The sequence below is a fragment of the Nocardia suismassiliense genome (assembly GCF_900269665.1).
GTDB lineage: Bacteria > Actinomycetota > Actinomycetes > Mycobacteriales > Mycobacteriaceae > Nocardia > Nocardia suismassiliense.
Genome location: NZ_LT985361.1, coordinates 443,847 through 459,264, shown reverse-complemented (window position 1 = coordinate 459,264; position 15,418 = coordinate 443,847). Strand labels below are relative to the sequence as shown.

At 69.0% G+C, this 15,418-nt stretch carries 13 protein-coding genes; 9 read left to right on the top strand and 4 right to left on the bottom strand.

Going from position 1 to position 15,418, the window contains the following annotated elements; translation table 11 throughout:
• The first annotated feature begins 53 nt into the window (after positions 1-53).
• Positions 54-1,652, top strand: a complete 1,599-nt coding sequence (locus DBO33_RS02085; protein ID WP_107653535.1) for an adenylate/guanylate cyclase domain-containing protein — start codon at positions 54-56, stop codon at positions 1,650-1,652.
• An 86-nt stretch (positions 1,653-1,738) separates the two neighbouring features.
• Here the strand turns inward: DBO33_RS02085 and DBO33_RS02080 are convergent, their stop codons facing one another.
• The gene (locus DBO33_RS02080; protein WP_107653534.1) at positions 1,739-3,286 is read right to left on the bottom strand and encodes an MFS transporter; all 1,548 of its coding nucleotides are present in this window, start codon (positions 3,284-3,286) and stop codon (positions 1,739-1,741) included.
• 88 nt (positions 3,287-3,374) lie between these two features.
• Between DBO33_RS02080 and DBO33_RS02075 the strand changes: the two genes are divergently transcribed.
• The 6 genes from DBO33_RS02075 to add all read left to right on the top strand — a co-directional run bounded on the left by DBO33_RS02075 (position 3,375) and on the right by add (position 9,230).
• Positions 3,375-3,932: a TetR/AcrR family transcriptional regulator gene (locus DBO33_RS02075; protein ID WP_107653533.1), complete on the top strand. Its 558-nt coding sequence runs from the start codon at positions 3,375-3,377 to the stop codon at positions 3,930-3,932.
• A gap of 129 nt (positions 3,933-4,061) precedes the next feature.
• Positions 4,062-4,859, top strand: a complete 798-nt coding sequence (locus DBO33_RS02070) for a hypothetical protein (protein WP_234390651.1) — start codon at positions 4,062-4,064, stop codon at positions 4,857-4,859.
• Positions 4,856-5,887: a DUF4129 domain-containing protein gene (locus tag DBO33_RS02065; protein WP_107653531.1), complete on the top strand. Its 1,032-nt coding sequence runs from the start codon at positions 4,856-4,858 to the stop codon at positions 5,885-5,887. The genes DBO33_RS02070 and DBO33_RS02065 overlap by 4 nt, the downstream gene beginning before the upstream one ends.
• Positions 5,884-6,873 (top strand): AAA family ATPase, encoded by a 990-nt coding sequence (locus DBO33_RS02060; protein ID WP_107653530.1) that lies wholly within the window; start codon positions 5,884-5,886, stop codon positions 6,871-6,873. The genes DBO33_RS02065 and DBO33_RS02060 overlap by 4 nt, the downstream gene beginning before the upstream one ends.
• A 3-nt stretch (positions 6,874-6,876) precedes the next feature.
• A complete protein-coding gene (locus tag DBO33_RS02055; RefSeq protein ID WP_107653529.1) occupies positions 6,877-8,172 on the top strand; it encodes a DUF58 domain-containing protein in 1,296 nt (431 codons plus the stop codon).
• A 41-nt stretch (positions 8,173-8,213) separates the two neighbouring features.
• Positions 8,214-9,230: an adenosine deaminase gene (add, locus tag DBO33_RS02050; protein WP_107659883.1), complete on the top strand. Its 1,017-nt coding sequence runs from the start codon at positions 8,214-8,216 to the stop codon at positions 9,228-9,230.
• A gap of 15 nt (positions 9,231-9,245) precedes the next feature.
• On the opposite strand, the gene DBO33_RS02045 is transcribed toward add, so the two are convergent.
• Complete coding sequence (locus DBO33_RS02045) at positions 9,246-10,040, bottom strand: RDD family protein (protein ID WP_107653528.1); 795 nt, start codon at positions 10,038-10,040, stop codon at positions 9,246-9,248.
• A 43-nt stretch (positions 10,041-10,083) separates the two neighbouring features.
• Here DBO33_RS02045 and DBO33_RS02040 point away from each other — a divergent pair, with 43 nt between their 5' ends.
• Complete coding sequence (locus DBO33_RS02040; RefSeq protein WP_107659882.1) at positions 10,084-11,079, top strand: stage II sporulation protein M; 996 nt, start codon at positions 10,084-10,086, stop codon at positions 11,077-11,079.
• Between the two features lie 1,319 nt (positions 11,080-12,398).
• Here the strand turns inward: DBO33_RS02040 and DBO33_RS02035 are convergent.
• The gene (locus tag DBO33_RS02035) at positions 12,399-13,808 is read right to left on the bottom strand and encodes an NHL repeat-containing protein (protein ID WP_107659881.1); all 1,410 of its coding nucleotides are present in this window, start codon (positions 13,806-13,808) and stop codon (positions 12,399-12,401) included.
• Positions 13,809-13,960: 152 nt separating this feature from the next.
• Between DBO33_RS02035 and DBO33_RS02030 the strand changes: the two genes are divergently transcribed.
• Entirely contained in the window at positions 13,961-14,602 is a 642-nt protein-coding gene (locus tag DBO33_RS02030) for a class I SAM-dependent methyltransferase (protein WP_107653527.1), read from the top strand.
• A 12-nt stretch (positions 14,603-14,614) separates the two neighbouring features.
• On the opposite strand, the gene DBO33_RS02025 is transcribed toward DBO33_RS02030, so the two are convergent.
• Complete coding sequence (locus tag DBO33_RS02025; RefSeq protein WP_107653526.1) at positions 14,615-15,382, bottom strand: SDR family NAD(P)-dependent oxidoreductase; 768 nt, start codon at positions 15,380-15,382, stop codon at positions 14,615-14,617.
• Positions 15,383-15,418 lie beyond the last annotated feature (36 nt).

Genomic DNA, 15,418 nt, shown 5'->3' with positions numbered 1-15,418 from the left:
CCTGGACCACTGGTCCGGCTCTTCGCGGGTCCTCCGGCCTAGGCTTTGGTCCCATGGCCCACAGTGACGTCTCGACAGCCGCGTTCGGGTCGCGGCTGCTCGGACCGGTGGACGAGTCCTCGGGGATGCGGCGGATCCGGGTTCAGCTGCTGCTGACCGTACCGCTGGTGGCCGCGAACCTGGCCGGCATGGCCGTCACTTTCGCGCTGATCGGGTTCGTGCTGCCCGGGCCGACGGTCTTCACCCGGGAACTGCTGCTGCTCGATGTGATCGCGACGCCGCTGTACGCGGCACTGGCCTTGCTTGTCGGCATGTGGTGGGGCACCGTGCGCGGTCTGCGCACGCTGCGCTGGGCGATCCAGCCGGACCAGGTGCCCACCGAGGCGGAGCAGATCGCCGCGTCCAGGGTGCCCCGGCATCTGGTGCTGCAACAGGCCCTGCTGTGGTCGGGTGCGGCCGCCGTGCTGACCCCGCTCTACGCCTTGGTGGAGCCCGCACTCATTCCCAAGATTCTGATCGGCATCGCCTTCAGCGCCATCGTGGTCTGCGCCAACGGTTACCTGATCGCCGAGTTCGCACTGCGTGCGGTGACCGCCCGCGTCCTGGACGCGGCACCGTTGCGGCGGCGGCGCGGCATGGGTGTGTTCTCCCGTTCGATGGTGGCCTGGATGCTGGGCGCCGGTGTGCCGGTGACGCTGTCGATGATCGTGGCGGGGTGGGCCCTGGTCGACTCGTCGGTCAGCACGGCCCGGCTCGCGGTCTGTGTGCTCTCGCTCGGCGGCGCGACGCTGGTGTTCGGCCTGTTGCTGATGATGCAGACCGTGTCCACGATCATCGCGCCGATCCGCGGGGTGCGCCGCGCGCTGCGTCAGGTCGAGGACGGTGACCTGCGGGTGGCCATCACCGTGTACGACGGCACCGAATTGGGTGAGCTGCAAAGCGGTTTCAACCACATGGTGGAGGGGCTGCGCGAGCGCGAGCAGATCAGGGACCTGTTCGGCAGGCACGTCGGCCGTGACGTGGCCGACGCGGCGCTGGCCGGTAATCCGACGCTCGGCGGCGTGGAGACCGAGGCGGCGGCGCTGTTCATCGACATCGTCGGCTCGACCACGATGGCCGCGACGGTGCCCGCGCCCGAGATGGTCGCCATCCTCAACCGTTTCTTCGACATCGTGGTCGACGAGGTGGAGGCGCACGGCGGGCTGCTCAACAAGTTCGAGGGCGACGCCGCCCTGGCCGTATTCGGCACGCCCGCCGCACTTTCCGACGCCTCGGGCGCGGCGCTGGCCTGCGCCCGCGCCATCCGGCAGCGCCTCGACCTGACCGCCGACGACTTCATCGCCGCCATCGGTGTCGCCGCGGGCCGGGTGGTCGCGGGCAATGTCGGCGCTCGGCAGCGCTACGAATTCACCGTCATCGGCGACGCGGTCAACGAGGCGGCGCGGCTGTGCGAACTCGCCAAGCACGACGACCTACTGCTCACCTCCGCGAACACCGTCAACAGCGCCGACGACACCGAGGCGGCGTTTTGGCAGCTCGGCGAGTCCGTCACCCTGCGCGGCCGCCTCACGCCGACCCGGCTCGGTCGCCCGCGCAGTTCCGGGCCGCAGGCCGAGCGCGGTCTGCACCCGAGCGAGCAACGAACCGAATGACGGCCGCGCCCGAATAACGAACGGCACCTCTATATAGAGCTTCGCGCCCGCTCCGGGAAATCCAGAACGGGCGCGAATTCTCGGCCTTACGGACGCGCGGCCCGCAGCCGGAACGCGACCACCGCGGCGATCAACAGGATCGACGCCGTGCCGAGCGCGGCGAAGTGGATGCCGGAAACGAACGCCTCGTGCACCGAGGTGAGGAACGCTTCCGACACCGACTCCGGGAGCTGACGCGCGAAACCCGTGGCGGCGCCGAGGGATTCCGACGCGACACCCACTTGGTCGCTCGGCACACCGGTCAGGTCGAGGCCGTTGCGGAAGATCGCCATGACCACGCTGCCGAGGATCGCGACGCCCAGGGCGATACCGGTCTCGTAGGCGGTCTCCGAGACCGCCGCGGCCGCACCGGCCCGCTCGGCGGGCGCCGAGCTGACCACCAGGTCCGACGAGACCGTCAGTGCGATACCGACACCCGCGCCGATGAACAGGAAGCCGAGAATGAACGGCGTCGTGCTACCGGCGGCGTCCGGACCGAGCCACAGGAACAGCGCCGAGCCGAACGCGGCGATGGTCAGCGCACCACCGAGCACGGCACCGGGCCGCACCCGCTGTACCAGCCACGCCGCGGCCAGCGACGCGACCACGCTGGCCGCCAGACCCGGCAGCAGCAACAAACCGGCCTGCATCGGCGAGTGGCCGAGCACCAGCTGCAGGTACTGCGAGCCGAAGAACAGCACACCGGCCAGCGCGAACACCGCGAGCAGGTTGGTGATCACCGCCGTGCGGAACCTGGGCAGCGCGAACAACTTCAGGTCCAGCATCGGATTCGCCAGCGTGCGCTGCCTGCCCACGAACAGCACGCCGGCGACGACACCGACCGCACCGATCAGGGCCAGCTGGAGGCTGGCGCCGTGCGCCGCCGACTCCTTGATCGCGTAGACGATCGGCACCAGTGCCAGCATCGACAACCCGGCGCTCGGCAGATCGAAGCGGCCGGGGTTCGGGTCCCGCGACTCCGGCACGAGGAACGGGCCGAGCGCGATCAGCACCAGCATGACCGGCAGGTTCACCAGGAACACCGAGCCCCACCAGTAGTGCTCGAGCAGCCAGCCGCCGAGCAGCGGACCGGCCGCCGCGCCGCCGCCGGCCATCGCGCTCCACACCGCGATGGCCACGGTCCGCTGCCGCGGATCCAGGAACATCGAGCGGATCAGGCCCAGCGTCGCGGGCATGAGCGTCGCACCGGCGACACCCTGCAGCACGCGCGCGCCGATCAGCATCTCCGGCGAGACGGCCCACGCCGCGAGCACCGAGGCGACACCGAAACCCGCCGCGCCGATCAGCAGCAGCCTGCGCCGGCCGATCCGGTCACCCAGGTTGCCCATCATCACCAGCAGGCCGGCCAGCACGAACGAGTACACGTCGATGATCCACAGCAGCTGAGGTGTGGTCGGTGCCAGATCGGCGCTGATCGCGGGCACCGCGAGGTCGAGCACGGTGGCGTCGACGGCGAGCAGCAGCAGGGCGAGAGCGAGCACGGCGAGGCCGGCCCAGTCGCGCGCGGTGGCGCGGGGCGGGGCTTCGGTTGTCGTCCCGGTTTTCCGGGGGTTCTGCACGGTTGATGTGGGCATTGGCTTTCTCGACTTCCGTCGCATTCTTTTCTTACCGTCCGGACGGTACAGTACCAGACCTTACCGTCCAGCCGGTATAGTTCGCCCGGTGACGGTGAACACCCGCGACCGCATCCTGGACGCCCTCGAATCCCTGCTCCTGGAAAAAGGCATGTCGCATGTGACATTGGAGAGCGTCGCGACGAAGGCGGGCGTCTCCAAGGGCGGCCTGCTCTATCACTTCAAGAGCAAGGACGCGCTGCTGGCCGGTCTGGTCCGGCGGCTCACCGAACGCGCGAACCAGCAACTGACCGACGCCACCGCCCGTGGCCAGTCGGTCGCCGGGTGGTATCTGCAGACCCCGAATCCGGACGACGCCACCGACGCGGTGGAGCTGGAGCTCTACCGCTCCATGCTGGCCACCATGCGCACCATCGACGCCGCGACCGACGCGGACACCGACGAGGTGCAGCAGGCGCTGATGGACATGATGAGCTCCTGGTCCGACGACCTGGACACCGAGATCGCGGACCCGGTGCACGCCGACCTCATCCGGCTGGTCGGCGACGGCGTATACCTGCGGGCCCTGCTCGGCCTGCCGCAGATCGAGCCGGCCCGGTACCGCCGCGTGGTGCAACGCCTGCTGGACCCGCCGAGCGCCGAGTAACCGCGAAGGCGCTGCACCGACCGCGAATCGGGCGCTGACCGTTAGACTCGGCCCGTGCTACCTGCCGCCGACCCGGCCGGTGCCGTCGGGGCGGGAGCAGATCCGGTACCAGGGTCCCCTGGAACGACGGTGCCGATCCGTCCGATGACCTTCCGCGAACTGCTCGATGTGCCGTTCGCGCTCATCCAGGCGAATCTGCTCGCGCTGGCCTGGGCCGGCCTGCTCGCCCTGGTCACCGCCGAGCTGCTGGTCGTCACGATCACCGCGGGGATCGCGGCGCTGACCGACGACTCGGACGCCGCGATCGCCTGGGCGGCCATCCTGTCGACCATGGCCTGCGCCTGGCTGCTGCGATTCGTGCTGCGCGGCACGACCGTGGCGATCGGCCTCGCGAGCGTGGCGGGCGCCCCGATCGGCTGGCGCACCGCGCTGCGCCGGGTCGGCGCGACGGCCGGGCCGTTGCTGGTGTTCCAGCTGCTCTACACCGTGGTCGGGGTCGGCGTGCTCGCGCTGTCCAGCCTGCTGATCGTCACCTTTCCGTTCGGTGTGGCCTGGCTGGGGCAGCTGCGGGCCAAACGTTTCGTCGCGGTGCCGGTCATGTTCGTCGAGCGGGCCGCGCATCGAACGGCGGTGGAGCGCTCGAAACTTCTGGTCGCCGGTGCGGAATGGCAGACGGCCGCGCTGTGGTTCGCGCAGCGCTGTCTGCTGGTCCTGTTGTCCGTGCCGCTGCTGGGGATTCCGTGGTATCTCTCGGACTTCTCCGGCACCCACCGGTGGCAGGTGATCGTGCTGCTCACCACGGGCGTGCTGCTGATCGTCGCGTTCGGCGAGGTCGTCGAGGCGGCTACCAGGGTGGTGTCGTACGTCGACCGGCGCTGCCGCCGTGAGGGTTTGGACATTCACGTTCCGGGTCGCGAGGTGCGGTGAACGAGCACGACCCGGCGCCCCCGGCCCAGCCGCGCCTCGGTGCCGCGGCCGACCATCGCGCGGCCGCCGAAAACGCCGCCGAGCACCGCGATTTCGACAGCGCGCTGCGCGAACGCTTCCGCGCCGTGCTGCGCGGGCTGGAACAGCGCGGCGTGCTGGAGGTGCGGCGGTCACGCACCGCACGCGAGACCGCGGACGACGTCACCACCGCGCTGCCACTGGAGGTCGCCGCCGAATTCCACCCGGCCGCACACAGTTTCGACGAGGTCGTCTACGGCGGACGGCGGGCGACCGAAGACGAGTACCGCAGACTCGAATACGCCGACCGGTTCTCCGCGGCGGCACCACCGCCCGCACCGGAACCCACCGAAATCACCGCCACCGAGAAGGCGCCGCGCACCCGCCGGAAGCTGCCGCCGCTGCCCGCGCTGTTGCGCAACCCCAAGTTCTGGGCCGCCCTGGCCGGCGCGGCGGTGCTGCTCCTGCTGCTCTACGGCGCGTTGCAGTCGTGCGGCGCGCCGACAGCGCCGAAACCACCGCCACCCCCACCGGACCTCCCGAACCCCGAGCCGCCGCGCGACTTCGACGTACCCGGCTTCGGCACCGGTGACGATCCGATCTGGGACCGGCTGCCCGCCCCCGTCTTCTTCGGCGGATTGCAATTCCTGATCGCCGGCGCACTGGTGGTGTGGTGGCGGGCGCGGCGCCGCGGCGCGCTGGTGCGCGAACCCCGACCGGTCGAGGTCGCGGCGAACGAGCTGCTCGCCGGGCAGGCGGCGCTGTATCGGCGCTCGAAGGACCACGAACATGTCGCGGCGAAGCTACGGGCGGCGACCCTGCGCCGGATCCGCCCGCCGCTCGGCCTGACCGCGGACACCCCGCCGGACCGGCTCGTCGCCGCAGTGGCGGCCCGCACCGGGACGCCGCCGGCGCAAATCGGGCTCGCCCTCTTCGGCGCGGTGCCGGACGCGCACGCCCTGGAACTCGTTGCCACCCAACTCGACTGGATCGAATCGGAGGTCGGATGACCATCCCCACCACCAAGACCAACCACACCCCCACTGCCGAGGAGGCGGGGGCGGCGTTCGCGGCGTTGCGCGGCGAGATCGGCAAGGCGGTGGTCGGCAACGACAACGCGGTCATCTTCCTGGTGCTCGCGCTGCTGTGCCGGGGCCACGTGCTGCTGGAAGGTGTGCCGGGCGTGGCGAAGACGCTGCTGGTGCGGGCCTTGGCGACAGCACTGGAGCTGGATCATGCCCGGGTGCAGTTCACCCCGGATCTGATGCCGGGCGATGTCACCGGGTCGCAGATCTACGACCCGCACTCGGCCGAGTTCACCTTCCGGCACGGCCCGGTGTTCACCAACCTGCTGCTGGCCGACGAGATCAACCGCACGCCACCGAAAACCCAATCGGCCCTGCTGGAATCGATGGAGGAGCGACAGGTCTCGGTCGACGGTCAGCCACGGCCGCTGCCCGATCCGTTCGTCGTGGTCGCCACCCAGAACCCGATCGAACAGGAGGGCACCTATCCGCTGCCGGAGGCGCAGCTGGACCGGTTCCTGTTCAAAGTCGACATCCAACTGCCCAGTCGCGACGACGAATTCCGCGTATTGCAGCGGCACGCCGCGGGCTTCGATCCGCGCGACCTGGCCGCGGCGGGCTTGCGCCCGGTGGCGGGCCCCGCGCATATCGCCGCCGCGCGGGCCGCGATCGGCAAGGTGACGATCAGCCCGGAGGTGCTCGCCTACGTGGTCGACCTGTGCCGGGCCACCCGCGTGTCCCCCGCCGTGCAGCACGGCGCGTCCACCCGCGGTGCCACCGCGCTGATGGCGGCTTCGCGTGCGTTCGCCTGGTTGAACGGGCGCGGCTTCGTGACCCCGGACGACGTGAAAACCCTTGCCGTGGCCGTCCTTCGGCATCGGCTGCAGTTGCGGCCGGAGGCGGAGCTGGACGGGGTGACCACCGAGAGTGTCATGACGTCGCTGCTGCTTTCGGTCCCGGTCCCGGTGTAACCCGTGGTCGTCACCGGCCGGCTGGCCGCCGTCGCGGGGCTACTCGCGCTGCTCGTCACCTTCGTCGTCCCGTCGTTGCCCGGCGTGCTGATCGCGACCGCCGTGCTGGCCGCCGCCGTGCTGTTCGACCTCGGTTCGGTCGGCGGGGCAGGCGATCTCATGCTGTCCAGGCAGCCACTGACCACGGTTCGGCTCGGCCGGTCCACCGAGGTGGAACTCGTCGCCACCAACACCGGTGCGCGCACCCTGCACGGCACCGTGTGGGACGACTGGCCCGACAGCGCCTGCGCCGAAAACCGCACGCATCAGCTGGATCTGGCGCCCGCCACCCTGGTCCGCTTCCGCACCACGCTGACACCGGCGTATCGCGGCGACCGGGTGGCCGGGCAGGTCACCGTGCGGCTGGTCGGTCCGCTCGGCTTGGCGGGCAGGCAGTCTCGCCGCACCGTCGCGGCCCGTGTACGCGCACTGCCACCGTTCCGCAGCGAGCGGCTGCTGCGCTCGAAAGTCAAACGGCTGCAACACCTCGAGGGCCGCAACGTGGCGAATATGCGGGGCCAGGGCACCGAGTTCGACTCGTTCCGCGAATACGTCGCGGGCGACGACGTGCGCGCCATCGACTGGCGCGCCACCGCACGCGCCACCGACGTGCTGGTGCGCACCTGGCGCCCGGAACGGCACCGGCACATGCTGATGCTGCTGGACACCGGCCGGGTCAGCGCGGGCCGGGTCGGTGCGGGCACCTGCCTGGACGCGAGCATCGAGGCCGCGCTGCTGCTCGGCGGTCTCGCCTCCGCCGCGGGCGACTCGGTCGACCTGCTCGCCTACGACCGCGAAGCACGCGCCGAGGTCCGTGGCATCAGCGGAAAAGGCTTGCAGCTCAAGCTGATGCACGCGATGGCCGGCATCCCCCCGGCCCTCGTCGACACCGACAGCGCGGCCCTGGTGCGCGCCGCCATCCAGCGCACCCGCCGGCGCAGCCTGGTCGTCTGGTTCACCAGCCTGGACGGTGCCGCCGTGGAGGAGAACCTGCTCCCGGTGCTGCCCACCCTCGCCCAGCGCCACCGCGTGCTGATCGTCTCGGTCACCGACCCCGAGGTCGCCGACGCTGCCGCCCGCCGCGCCACCCGCGCCGACCTCTACTCCGCGGCCGCCGCCGAGTCCGTCCTCGCCGAACGCGCGCTGGTCCAGGAGTCTTTGCGGCGCAAGGGCATCGCGGTGGTCGCCGCCGCTCCCGATCGCCTGCCCGAAGCCCTCGCGGACGAATATCTCGAACTCAAACAGTCCGGCACGATGTAGTCCCGCCTCGTGGAAGTCGGCAGCGGAGGACTATGGAGCACATGTCTGATCTCGACGCGTTTGTCCGTGGGCTGCCCAAAGCCGAGTTGCATCTGCACCTGGAAGGGACGCTGGAACCGGAGTTGAAGTTCCGGCTGGCCCGGCGCAATGGGATCGAGCTGGCGGAGAAGACGGTGGACGAGGTCCAGCAGACGTACCGGTTCCATGATCTGACCTCGTTCTTGCAGGTCTACTACCCCGCCATGCGGGTGCTGCTGGAACCAGCGGACTTCCATGATCTGGCGTTCGACTATCTGACCAGGGCACACGCCCAGGGCATCCGGCATGTCGAGATGTTCTTCGACCCGCAGGCGCACACCGGGCGCGGTGTCGCGTTCGCCACCGTGCTGGACGGGTATCGGTCGGCGATCGTGCGGGCGCGGCGCGAATTCGGAATCTCGGCCGAGCTGATCCTCTGTTTCTTGCGCGACTACTCTGCGGAATTCGCCATGGCAACGCTGCTGGAGGCGCTCCCCTACCGCGACTGGATCATCGGCGTCGGGCTCGACTCGGATGAGCGCGGCAATCCGCCGAGCAAGTTCGCGGCCGTCTTCGCGCGGGCCCGCAGCGAGGGCTTCCTGCTGACCATGCACTGCGACATCGATCAACCGGACTCGATCGAGCACATTCGGCAGGCACTGGAGGACATCGGCGTGGACCGGCTCGATCACGGCACGAACATCGTGGAGGACGACCGGCTGGTCGAGCTGGCCAAGGCCAAGGGCATCGCGTTCACCTGCTGTCCGGTCTCGAATTCGTTCGTCACCAGCCAGATGAAATCGGACGAGATCGTCGGACTGCTGGCGCGCGGGCTCACCGTGACCGTCAACAGTGACGACCCCGCCTACTTCGGCGCGTACGCGGCGGACAACTATCTCGCACTCGCCGAGCACGCCGGCCTAGACCTCGATCAACTGATCGCACTGGCGAAGAACTCGTTCCGCGCCTCGTGGATCACCCCGGCGCGCCTCGACCTGTTCCTCCGGGAGATCGACGACTACGTCGCCGCCAACCGGTAACTCGCCGGCACGCGGCTAAGGACCCACCTGCATCGGCAGCTGCCGGAAGACCGGGAACATCGGCGGCGGCAGCACCCGGCGTTGCCGCTCGGCGATGACCGCACCGAGTACCTGAAGCGGCGGATACCCCGTCGGCACCGGCACCTGGAGCCGCGCACACACCGCGTCCACCAGTGCGGTGCCCAGCTCGTGCTGCACCACCGGGGTGAGGGTGCGGAACCGGCTCAGATACTGGCGCACCGCGAGCGCCAAGTCGTCCGGCAGCATGGCCAGCGGCAGCGGCCCGGCCCAGCCCGCGAGCCACGGCGGCGCGACCGCGAGCAGCGGCGCCGGCAACGGTCGTTGGGCATGCACGACCACGGTGCCCGCGAGCACGTCACCGATGCGCCGCGCGTTCGGCGAGCACATCGAGGTGAGCACCGCGACCGCACCGAACGCGCCGAGCATCCAGAAGTCGACGATCGCACCGGCCAGCCCGCGGGTGAGCGCGTGCCGGAAGTCGATCGGGCCGCCGTCCGCGCGCACCACCCGCAGACCGAGCAGCAATTTGCCGAAGGTGCGACCGCGCCAGATGGTTTCGCACGCCACCGGATACCCCACCAGCACGCCGACGACGGTGACCAAGACGGCCACGTCGAGCCACGCCGTGTCCGCGCCGCTGGGCAGCAGGACGCTGATGGTCAGCACGAACAGCACGCCGGCCAGCAGGAACTGCACCACCACGTCGACGAGGAAGGCGGTGGCCCTGGTGGGGATCCGGGCGATCGGCAGCTCCAGCGCGACCGCTTCCCCGGTGGTGAATTCAGCCATGTCGATAGCATTCTCCCGAGCGGCGGTAGTGGGAGGCAAGCCTGTGGATGTTGACGCGTACAGCTATGCACACCGGAGGGCCTGGGAACGCCTCGATTACCTGTCGACGCGGCGCAAGCTCACCGGTGCCGAGGCGGACGAACTCGTCACGCTGTACCGGCGTACCTCGCAGCAGTTGGCCCGGTTGCAGTCGCACAGCCCCGATCCGGAGCTGATCGCCGGGTTGAGTGCGGTGCTGGCCAGGGCGCGCGGCCGGGTGCTCGGCGGCCGGGCCGACATCTGGCAGGAGATCGGCCAGTTCTTCACGCACCGTTTCCCGGCTGCGCTGTATCGGACGTGGCCGTGGTGGGCCGGGGTGGCGGCGGTGTTCCTGCTGGTGTCCGCCGGGCTGGCCGGCTGGGTGGCCCGATTCGATTCGGCCCGTACGGTTCTCGGTATTCCGCGGGACACCGGCGCGCTGACGGAGCGGGGCGGCGCCTTCGAGACCTATTACTCCGAACATCCCCAGGGTGCGTTCGCCGCGCAGGTGTGGACGAACAACGCCTGGGTGACCGCGATCGCCCTGTTCACCGGGGTGCTGATCCTGCCTGCGGTGTATCTGCTGTTCATGAACGCGCTCAATCTCGGCGTCTCGGCCGGGTTGATGGCTGAGGCGGGGCGGCTGGATTCGTTCTTCGGGTTCATCCTGCCGCACGGCACGCTCGAGCTGACCGCCATCTTCGTGGCGGGCGGCGTCGGCCTGAAACTCGGTTGGACGCTGATAGATCCGGGTCGGTTGAGCCGGGTGGAGGCGGTGGCGCGGCAGGGCCGGGCGACCGCGACGGTCGCGCTCGGGTTGGTCGCGGTGTTGCTGGTGTGCGGCTGCATCGAGGGTTTCGTGACGCCGAGCGCGCTGCCCGCGCCGGTGCGGATCGCCATCGGGTTCACCGCCGAGGCGTTGTTCCTGGTCTATGTGTTCGGAGTCGGCCGCCGTGTGGTATCGGCGCGGGCCGAGGGTGCAGCGGGGACCACTGGAAATGTGCCGGGCGACGGTCGGTAGACAACCTCGAGCACACACTGAGCGACACTGGTTCGGACACGCGACAGCAACGCTGTGTCACAGAGCGGTTTCGGTGTCCCCCAATTGAGTTCCGCTGGCCGCAGCGAGTCGAGCTCAGCTGCGGCCAGCGTTGCCGTTGACTCTACACAATCGTTATCCCGACGCAACCCTGCTCGCTCGTGTCAAGCGTATAAAGCAGCACGCCAGCAAACCCCGGTGGCGGCCTCGTTTTTCACCGTTCCAGCTAACTTGTAGCTGCGACTTCGGAGCGGTTTCGCAGGACTCGGAAGTACACGCTCGGGCGAATCCGCAGGTCTGCCCATATCCACTTCGTGGCGGTACAAACATTCTTCGAACCATTAGCTGCGCCGTCGACATAGACCGCTCCATCCCACGCTGCATGGTGGATGACCTGCGAGTTCGTTGCGAAAAATCAAGGTAGCTAGACAACGGATGAACAGAAAGCGACCGTAGGTTTGTTTACAGCGTAATTAACACGATGCATACCCGGTAGGGCGATCCGTACACGTGCATGCGTCTTGTCAAGATCAGGAATAACCAGACACCGAAAGGCGATCGCCGGAGCGTCGCGAGCGGGCTGGTTCAGCACCTCGGCCGCAACCTCGGGGCAGAGTGTGATCTTCGCCTCACTGGACGCGGAGACCCCGGCGAATACGGCGAAATCGACACTGCGGCAAGCATTCCCCACTTCGGACACACCGAGACAACACGCCGATGAGAACGCCGACTGGGGCTGCACAACCACCGTGTTCCGGTACCGGTGTGGAACGTGCGGCACAGCCGTCCACAGCCTGGGAGTCGCGCACGCTCCACCGTTGTGGACAGGATCGGCCCGGCTCCCGGCGGTCCGCAACGTCGCCGACCACTGCTATCGATGTCCACACCTGAGCACCACTGCGCCATCCACAGCGACGGCGTTATCTCGAGCGCTTGCGCACAGGGTTGTCCCCATCCATTCGCGCGCTCATGCACAGGCCGCACCCAGGCGCTTCGGCGTCGATTCCGCCCGCATCGCTCGAGGTCGGGCCGGCAACGCGCAGTTGAACGGCGTTCGACCATCCCGAAACAACACACAGCCTCATCCACAGCCGCGAGCGCCCGCCGCCAAACCTGGTGCACCGCAATAACACGCCCAGAACAGGGCGCGACCCAGGTCGGCGCGCATCGGTACTCCTCGAGCAGCGCACAGATCTATCCACAGGGCGATCACCCATCATCAGGTTGTGCATAAACCGCGAACTCGACTGAGCGGCAGCGGTATCCAGCACCCGAAATGGCCGGGCGCAAACGCCACCGGCTCAGCCGACGCGCAGAATCCCGGTGATCGTGCCCTGCAACACCTGACCTCCGTGGGTGATCAACGGCGACGTCTGCAGCGGATCGTCGACGATGGTGCCGGGCAACGGATGACTGGCGGTCACCGCGCCGGTGTCCGGATCGACCACGGTGAACGCATACCCGTCCAGCGGCGTCGTCGTATCGAGACCGACCCTGGCCACTGTGTACAGCGCTGCGTCGGCTGTGGATAGATGCGGAACCGCCGCGCTGCGTACCGTGTTCTCCCACACTGTGTGGCAACCGTTCTCGTCCACATCAACCCTGGTCATGCCGCCGGTGAACGCCGCGGGCACCGCCGGACCCGCGCCTTCGGGCACCGCCGGATACGGATACCCGTAGGTGCTCGCCACGAACAGCGAGCGGCCGATGCCGACCGGTGAATTCTCGCTCCCCGCACCGCCCTTCGTGAGCACCGGTTGCGCACACACGAATCGTCCGCTTCCGGAACGGAATACCAGCGCGTTGACCTGACCGTCGGCGTTGTCGACGATGGTCAGATAGTCGGCACCGGTGTCCGGTCCGAAATAAGTGGGTGTCGATCCGGTGCCCCAGCTGAGCTGCCCCGGCTTCCGGGCCGGACCGCGTTCGTACGCCGCGCGCCAGAGCACCTCGGGTCGCCCCGACGAATCGGCCCGCAGTTCATAGAGCGCCTGCGTGGTCGCCACCGCGATCCGTCCACTCGGTGCCGCCGAAATGCTGTTGGCCACTTGCTCGCCGGCGGGCAACGCCACCGTCGCGACTGCCCCGGAGGGCGCGACCGTCCCGACAACGCCCTTGCCGGTGGCGAACCAGATGGTGCCCGCCCAATCCGGCACCAACCCGGTCACGTTGTCACCCAGCGGAATCACCGCCGACAGATCGGCCACCTGCTCGCTGACCAACCGCCACTTACCCGCCGCATCGCGGGTATGACCGACCCGAAGCAGCCGGTTGTCCCCGTCGACCACGACGAGCCGGTCGTTGTTGTCCAGATACGCGTACACGCCACCGAGCAGACTTCCCTTGCTGAGCGGGAGCGCCGCCAGCGAATGCCCGAGCGGTCCTGGCGCCGCGGGGTCGATCAGGTGCACGGTCGGCACCTGACCTGCGATCGCCGTGCACAACGCGACCACCAGCTGGTCCGAGCCCTCCAGCAGCGTCGGGCAGGCCGAGGCGAGCGGATAGGCCGAGACCGATACGGCACCCGTGCCGGGGCCGGCCAGCGGAGTCGCGTCCGAGGAACCGGCGTCCCCATGCATCGTCGCGGTGCCGAGCGGCCCGAGATGCGGATTGGGCGGTGCCAGTGGCCCCCACGGTCCGGTCGCCGAGGCAGGTGTCGCGGTCAGCAGCGCCATCGAGCAGGCGGCGAGGAAAATCAGCGGTGCACGCATGGCGGTCTTTCGGGTCGGCGACACAGCATCCGATCGAACCGAAACGAACGCCTTCGGCACAGTATTCGAAACGACGATGATCCAAATGCGGCCCGTCGCTCGGCGTCTCCGCGGGCCCGAGGTGACGACGCAAGTGCGCCTACGATGGCGCCATGAACGGTCTGCGTGCCCGGTTGTTGTCCACCTTGGCCGGTCAGCTCGGCAATCCACACGGATTGCTCGGCAAGGGCGTGGCGTTCGTGCTCAATCGCGGCAACAAGCGCGCCATCGCCGCCGCGGTGACGGCCGCTGCGATCACCGAGGGCGAGACCGCGGCCGACCTCGGATTCGGCGGCGGCGCCGGGCTTTCCCTGCTGCTCGACCGCGTCGGAGCCGACGGCATCGTGCACGGCATCGAGCTCTCCGCCGACATGCTCACCCGTGCCCGCGCCGGCTACCCGCGCGAAACCGCCGCGGGCCGACTGCGTCTCGCCGAGGGTTCGCTCACCGCGCTGCCGCTCTCCGACGACAGCCTCGACGCCGCGATCACGGTCAACACCGTGTACTTCGTGCCGGAGCTGGACGCCGTCTGCACCGAGCTCGCCCGCGTCATCCGGCCCGGCGGCAGGCTGGTCATCGGCATCGGCGACCCGGACGCCATGGCGAAGTTGCCGTTCACGCAGTACGGCTTCACGCTGCGCCCGGTCGCCGACGTCATTGCCGCGCTCAAGAAGTCGGGCTGTGTGGTCACGCACGAGCAGCTTCCGAACCCGCCGATTCCGCATCATCTGCTGATCGCGACCAAGCCCGCGTAACTCTGTGCCCGACTACATCAACGCGCCGCCATCGATCCGGATCTCGGTACCGGTCATGTAGCGGCCATCGTCGGAGGCGACCATCGCGACCACACCGGCGATGTCCTCCGGACTACCGAGCGCACCACCGTTGAGCCAGCCGGTCATCCGCGCGAACAGCTTCGGATCGAATCCTTCCGGCTGATCCAGAATCGATTTCGTGGTGATACCGCTGGTGATCCCCGCAGGCACGATGTTCACCGCGCGCAGGCCCTGCTTGGCGTACTCCAGCGCGATCGCGTGGGTGAACGCGTTGACGCCGCCCTTCGAAGCCGCATACGCCGCGAGGTAAGGCGCGGCGCTGAAGGCCGCGGTCGAGGAGACGTTCACAACCACCCCGTGTCCGGAGTCGACCAGAGCGGGCAGCGCGGCCTGAGTCATTAGGAAGGTGCCGGTGAGATTCACCGAGATCACCTGATTCCAGGCGTCGAGCGGCATCTCGTGGGTCCGGGCCGGACGCAGGATGCCCGCGGCGTTCACCAGCACGTCGAGTCCGCCGAGGAACTCGAGCGCCGTCGCGGTCGCGGTACCGACCGACGCCGGGTCCGCGATGTTCACCGCGACCGTTCGCAATCGATCGGCGGCATCGCCCGCCTTCGCCGCCGTGGCCGCCAGCCCCGGCTCATCGATGTCGGCGGCGACCAGCTGGGCACCCTCGTCCAGCAGCCGCAGGGCGATGCCCTGTCCGATGCCGGAGCCTGCTCCCGTCACCACCACGCGGCGGCCGTCATATCTGCGCATGCCAAGAATTAGAACAGGTTCTCATTGTGAGTCAAG

Coding starts and splice junctions, on each gene's coding strand:
- DBO33_RS02060 (WP_107653530.1), top strand. CDS start 5,884: ATGACCATCCCCACCACCAAGACCAACCACACCCCCACTGCCGAGGAG.
- DBO33_RS02080 (WP_107653534.1), bottom strand. CDS start 3,286: ATGCCCACATCAACCGTGCAGAACCCCCGGAAAACCGGGACGACAACC.
- DBO33_RS02025 (WP_107653526.1), bottom strand. CDS start 15,382: ATGCGCAGATATGACGGCCGCCGCGTGGTGGTGACGGGAGCAGGCTCC.
- DBO33_RS02035 (WP_107659881.1), bottom strand. CDS start 13,808: ATGCGTGCACCGCTGATTTTCCTCGCCGCCTGCTCGATGGCGCTGCTG.
- DBO33_RS02045 (WP_107653528.1), bottom strand. CDS start 10,040: ATGGCTGAATTCACCACCGGGGAAGCGGTCGCGCTGGAGCTGCCGATC.
- add (WP_107659883.1), top strand. CDS start 8,214: ATGTCTGATCTCGACGCGTTTGTCCGTGGGCTGCCCAAAGCCGAGTTG.
- DBO33_RS02085 (WP_107653535.1), top strand. CDS start 54: ATGGCCCACAGTGACGTCTCGACAGCCGCGTTCGGGTCGCGGCTGCTC.
- DBO33_RS02030 (WP_107653527.1), top strand. CDS start 13,961: ATGAACGGTCTGCGTGCCCGGTTGTTGTCCACCTTGGCCGGTCAGCTC.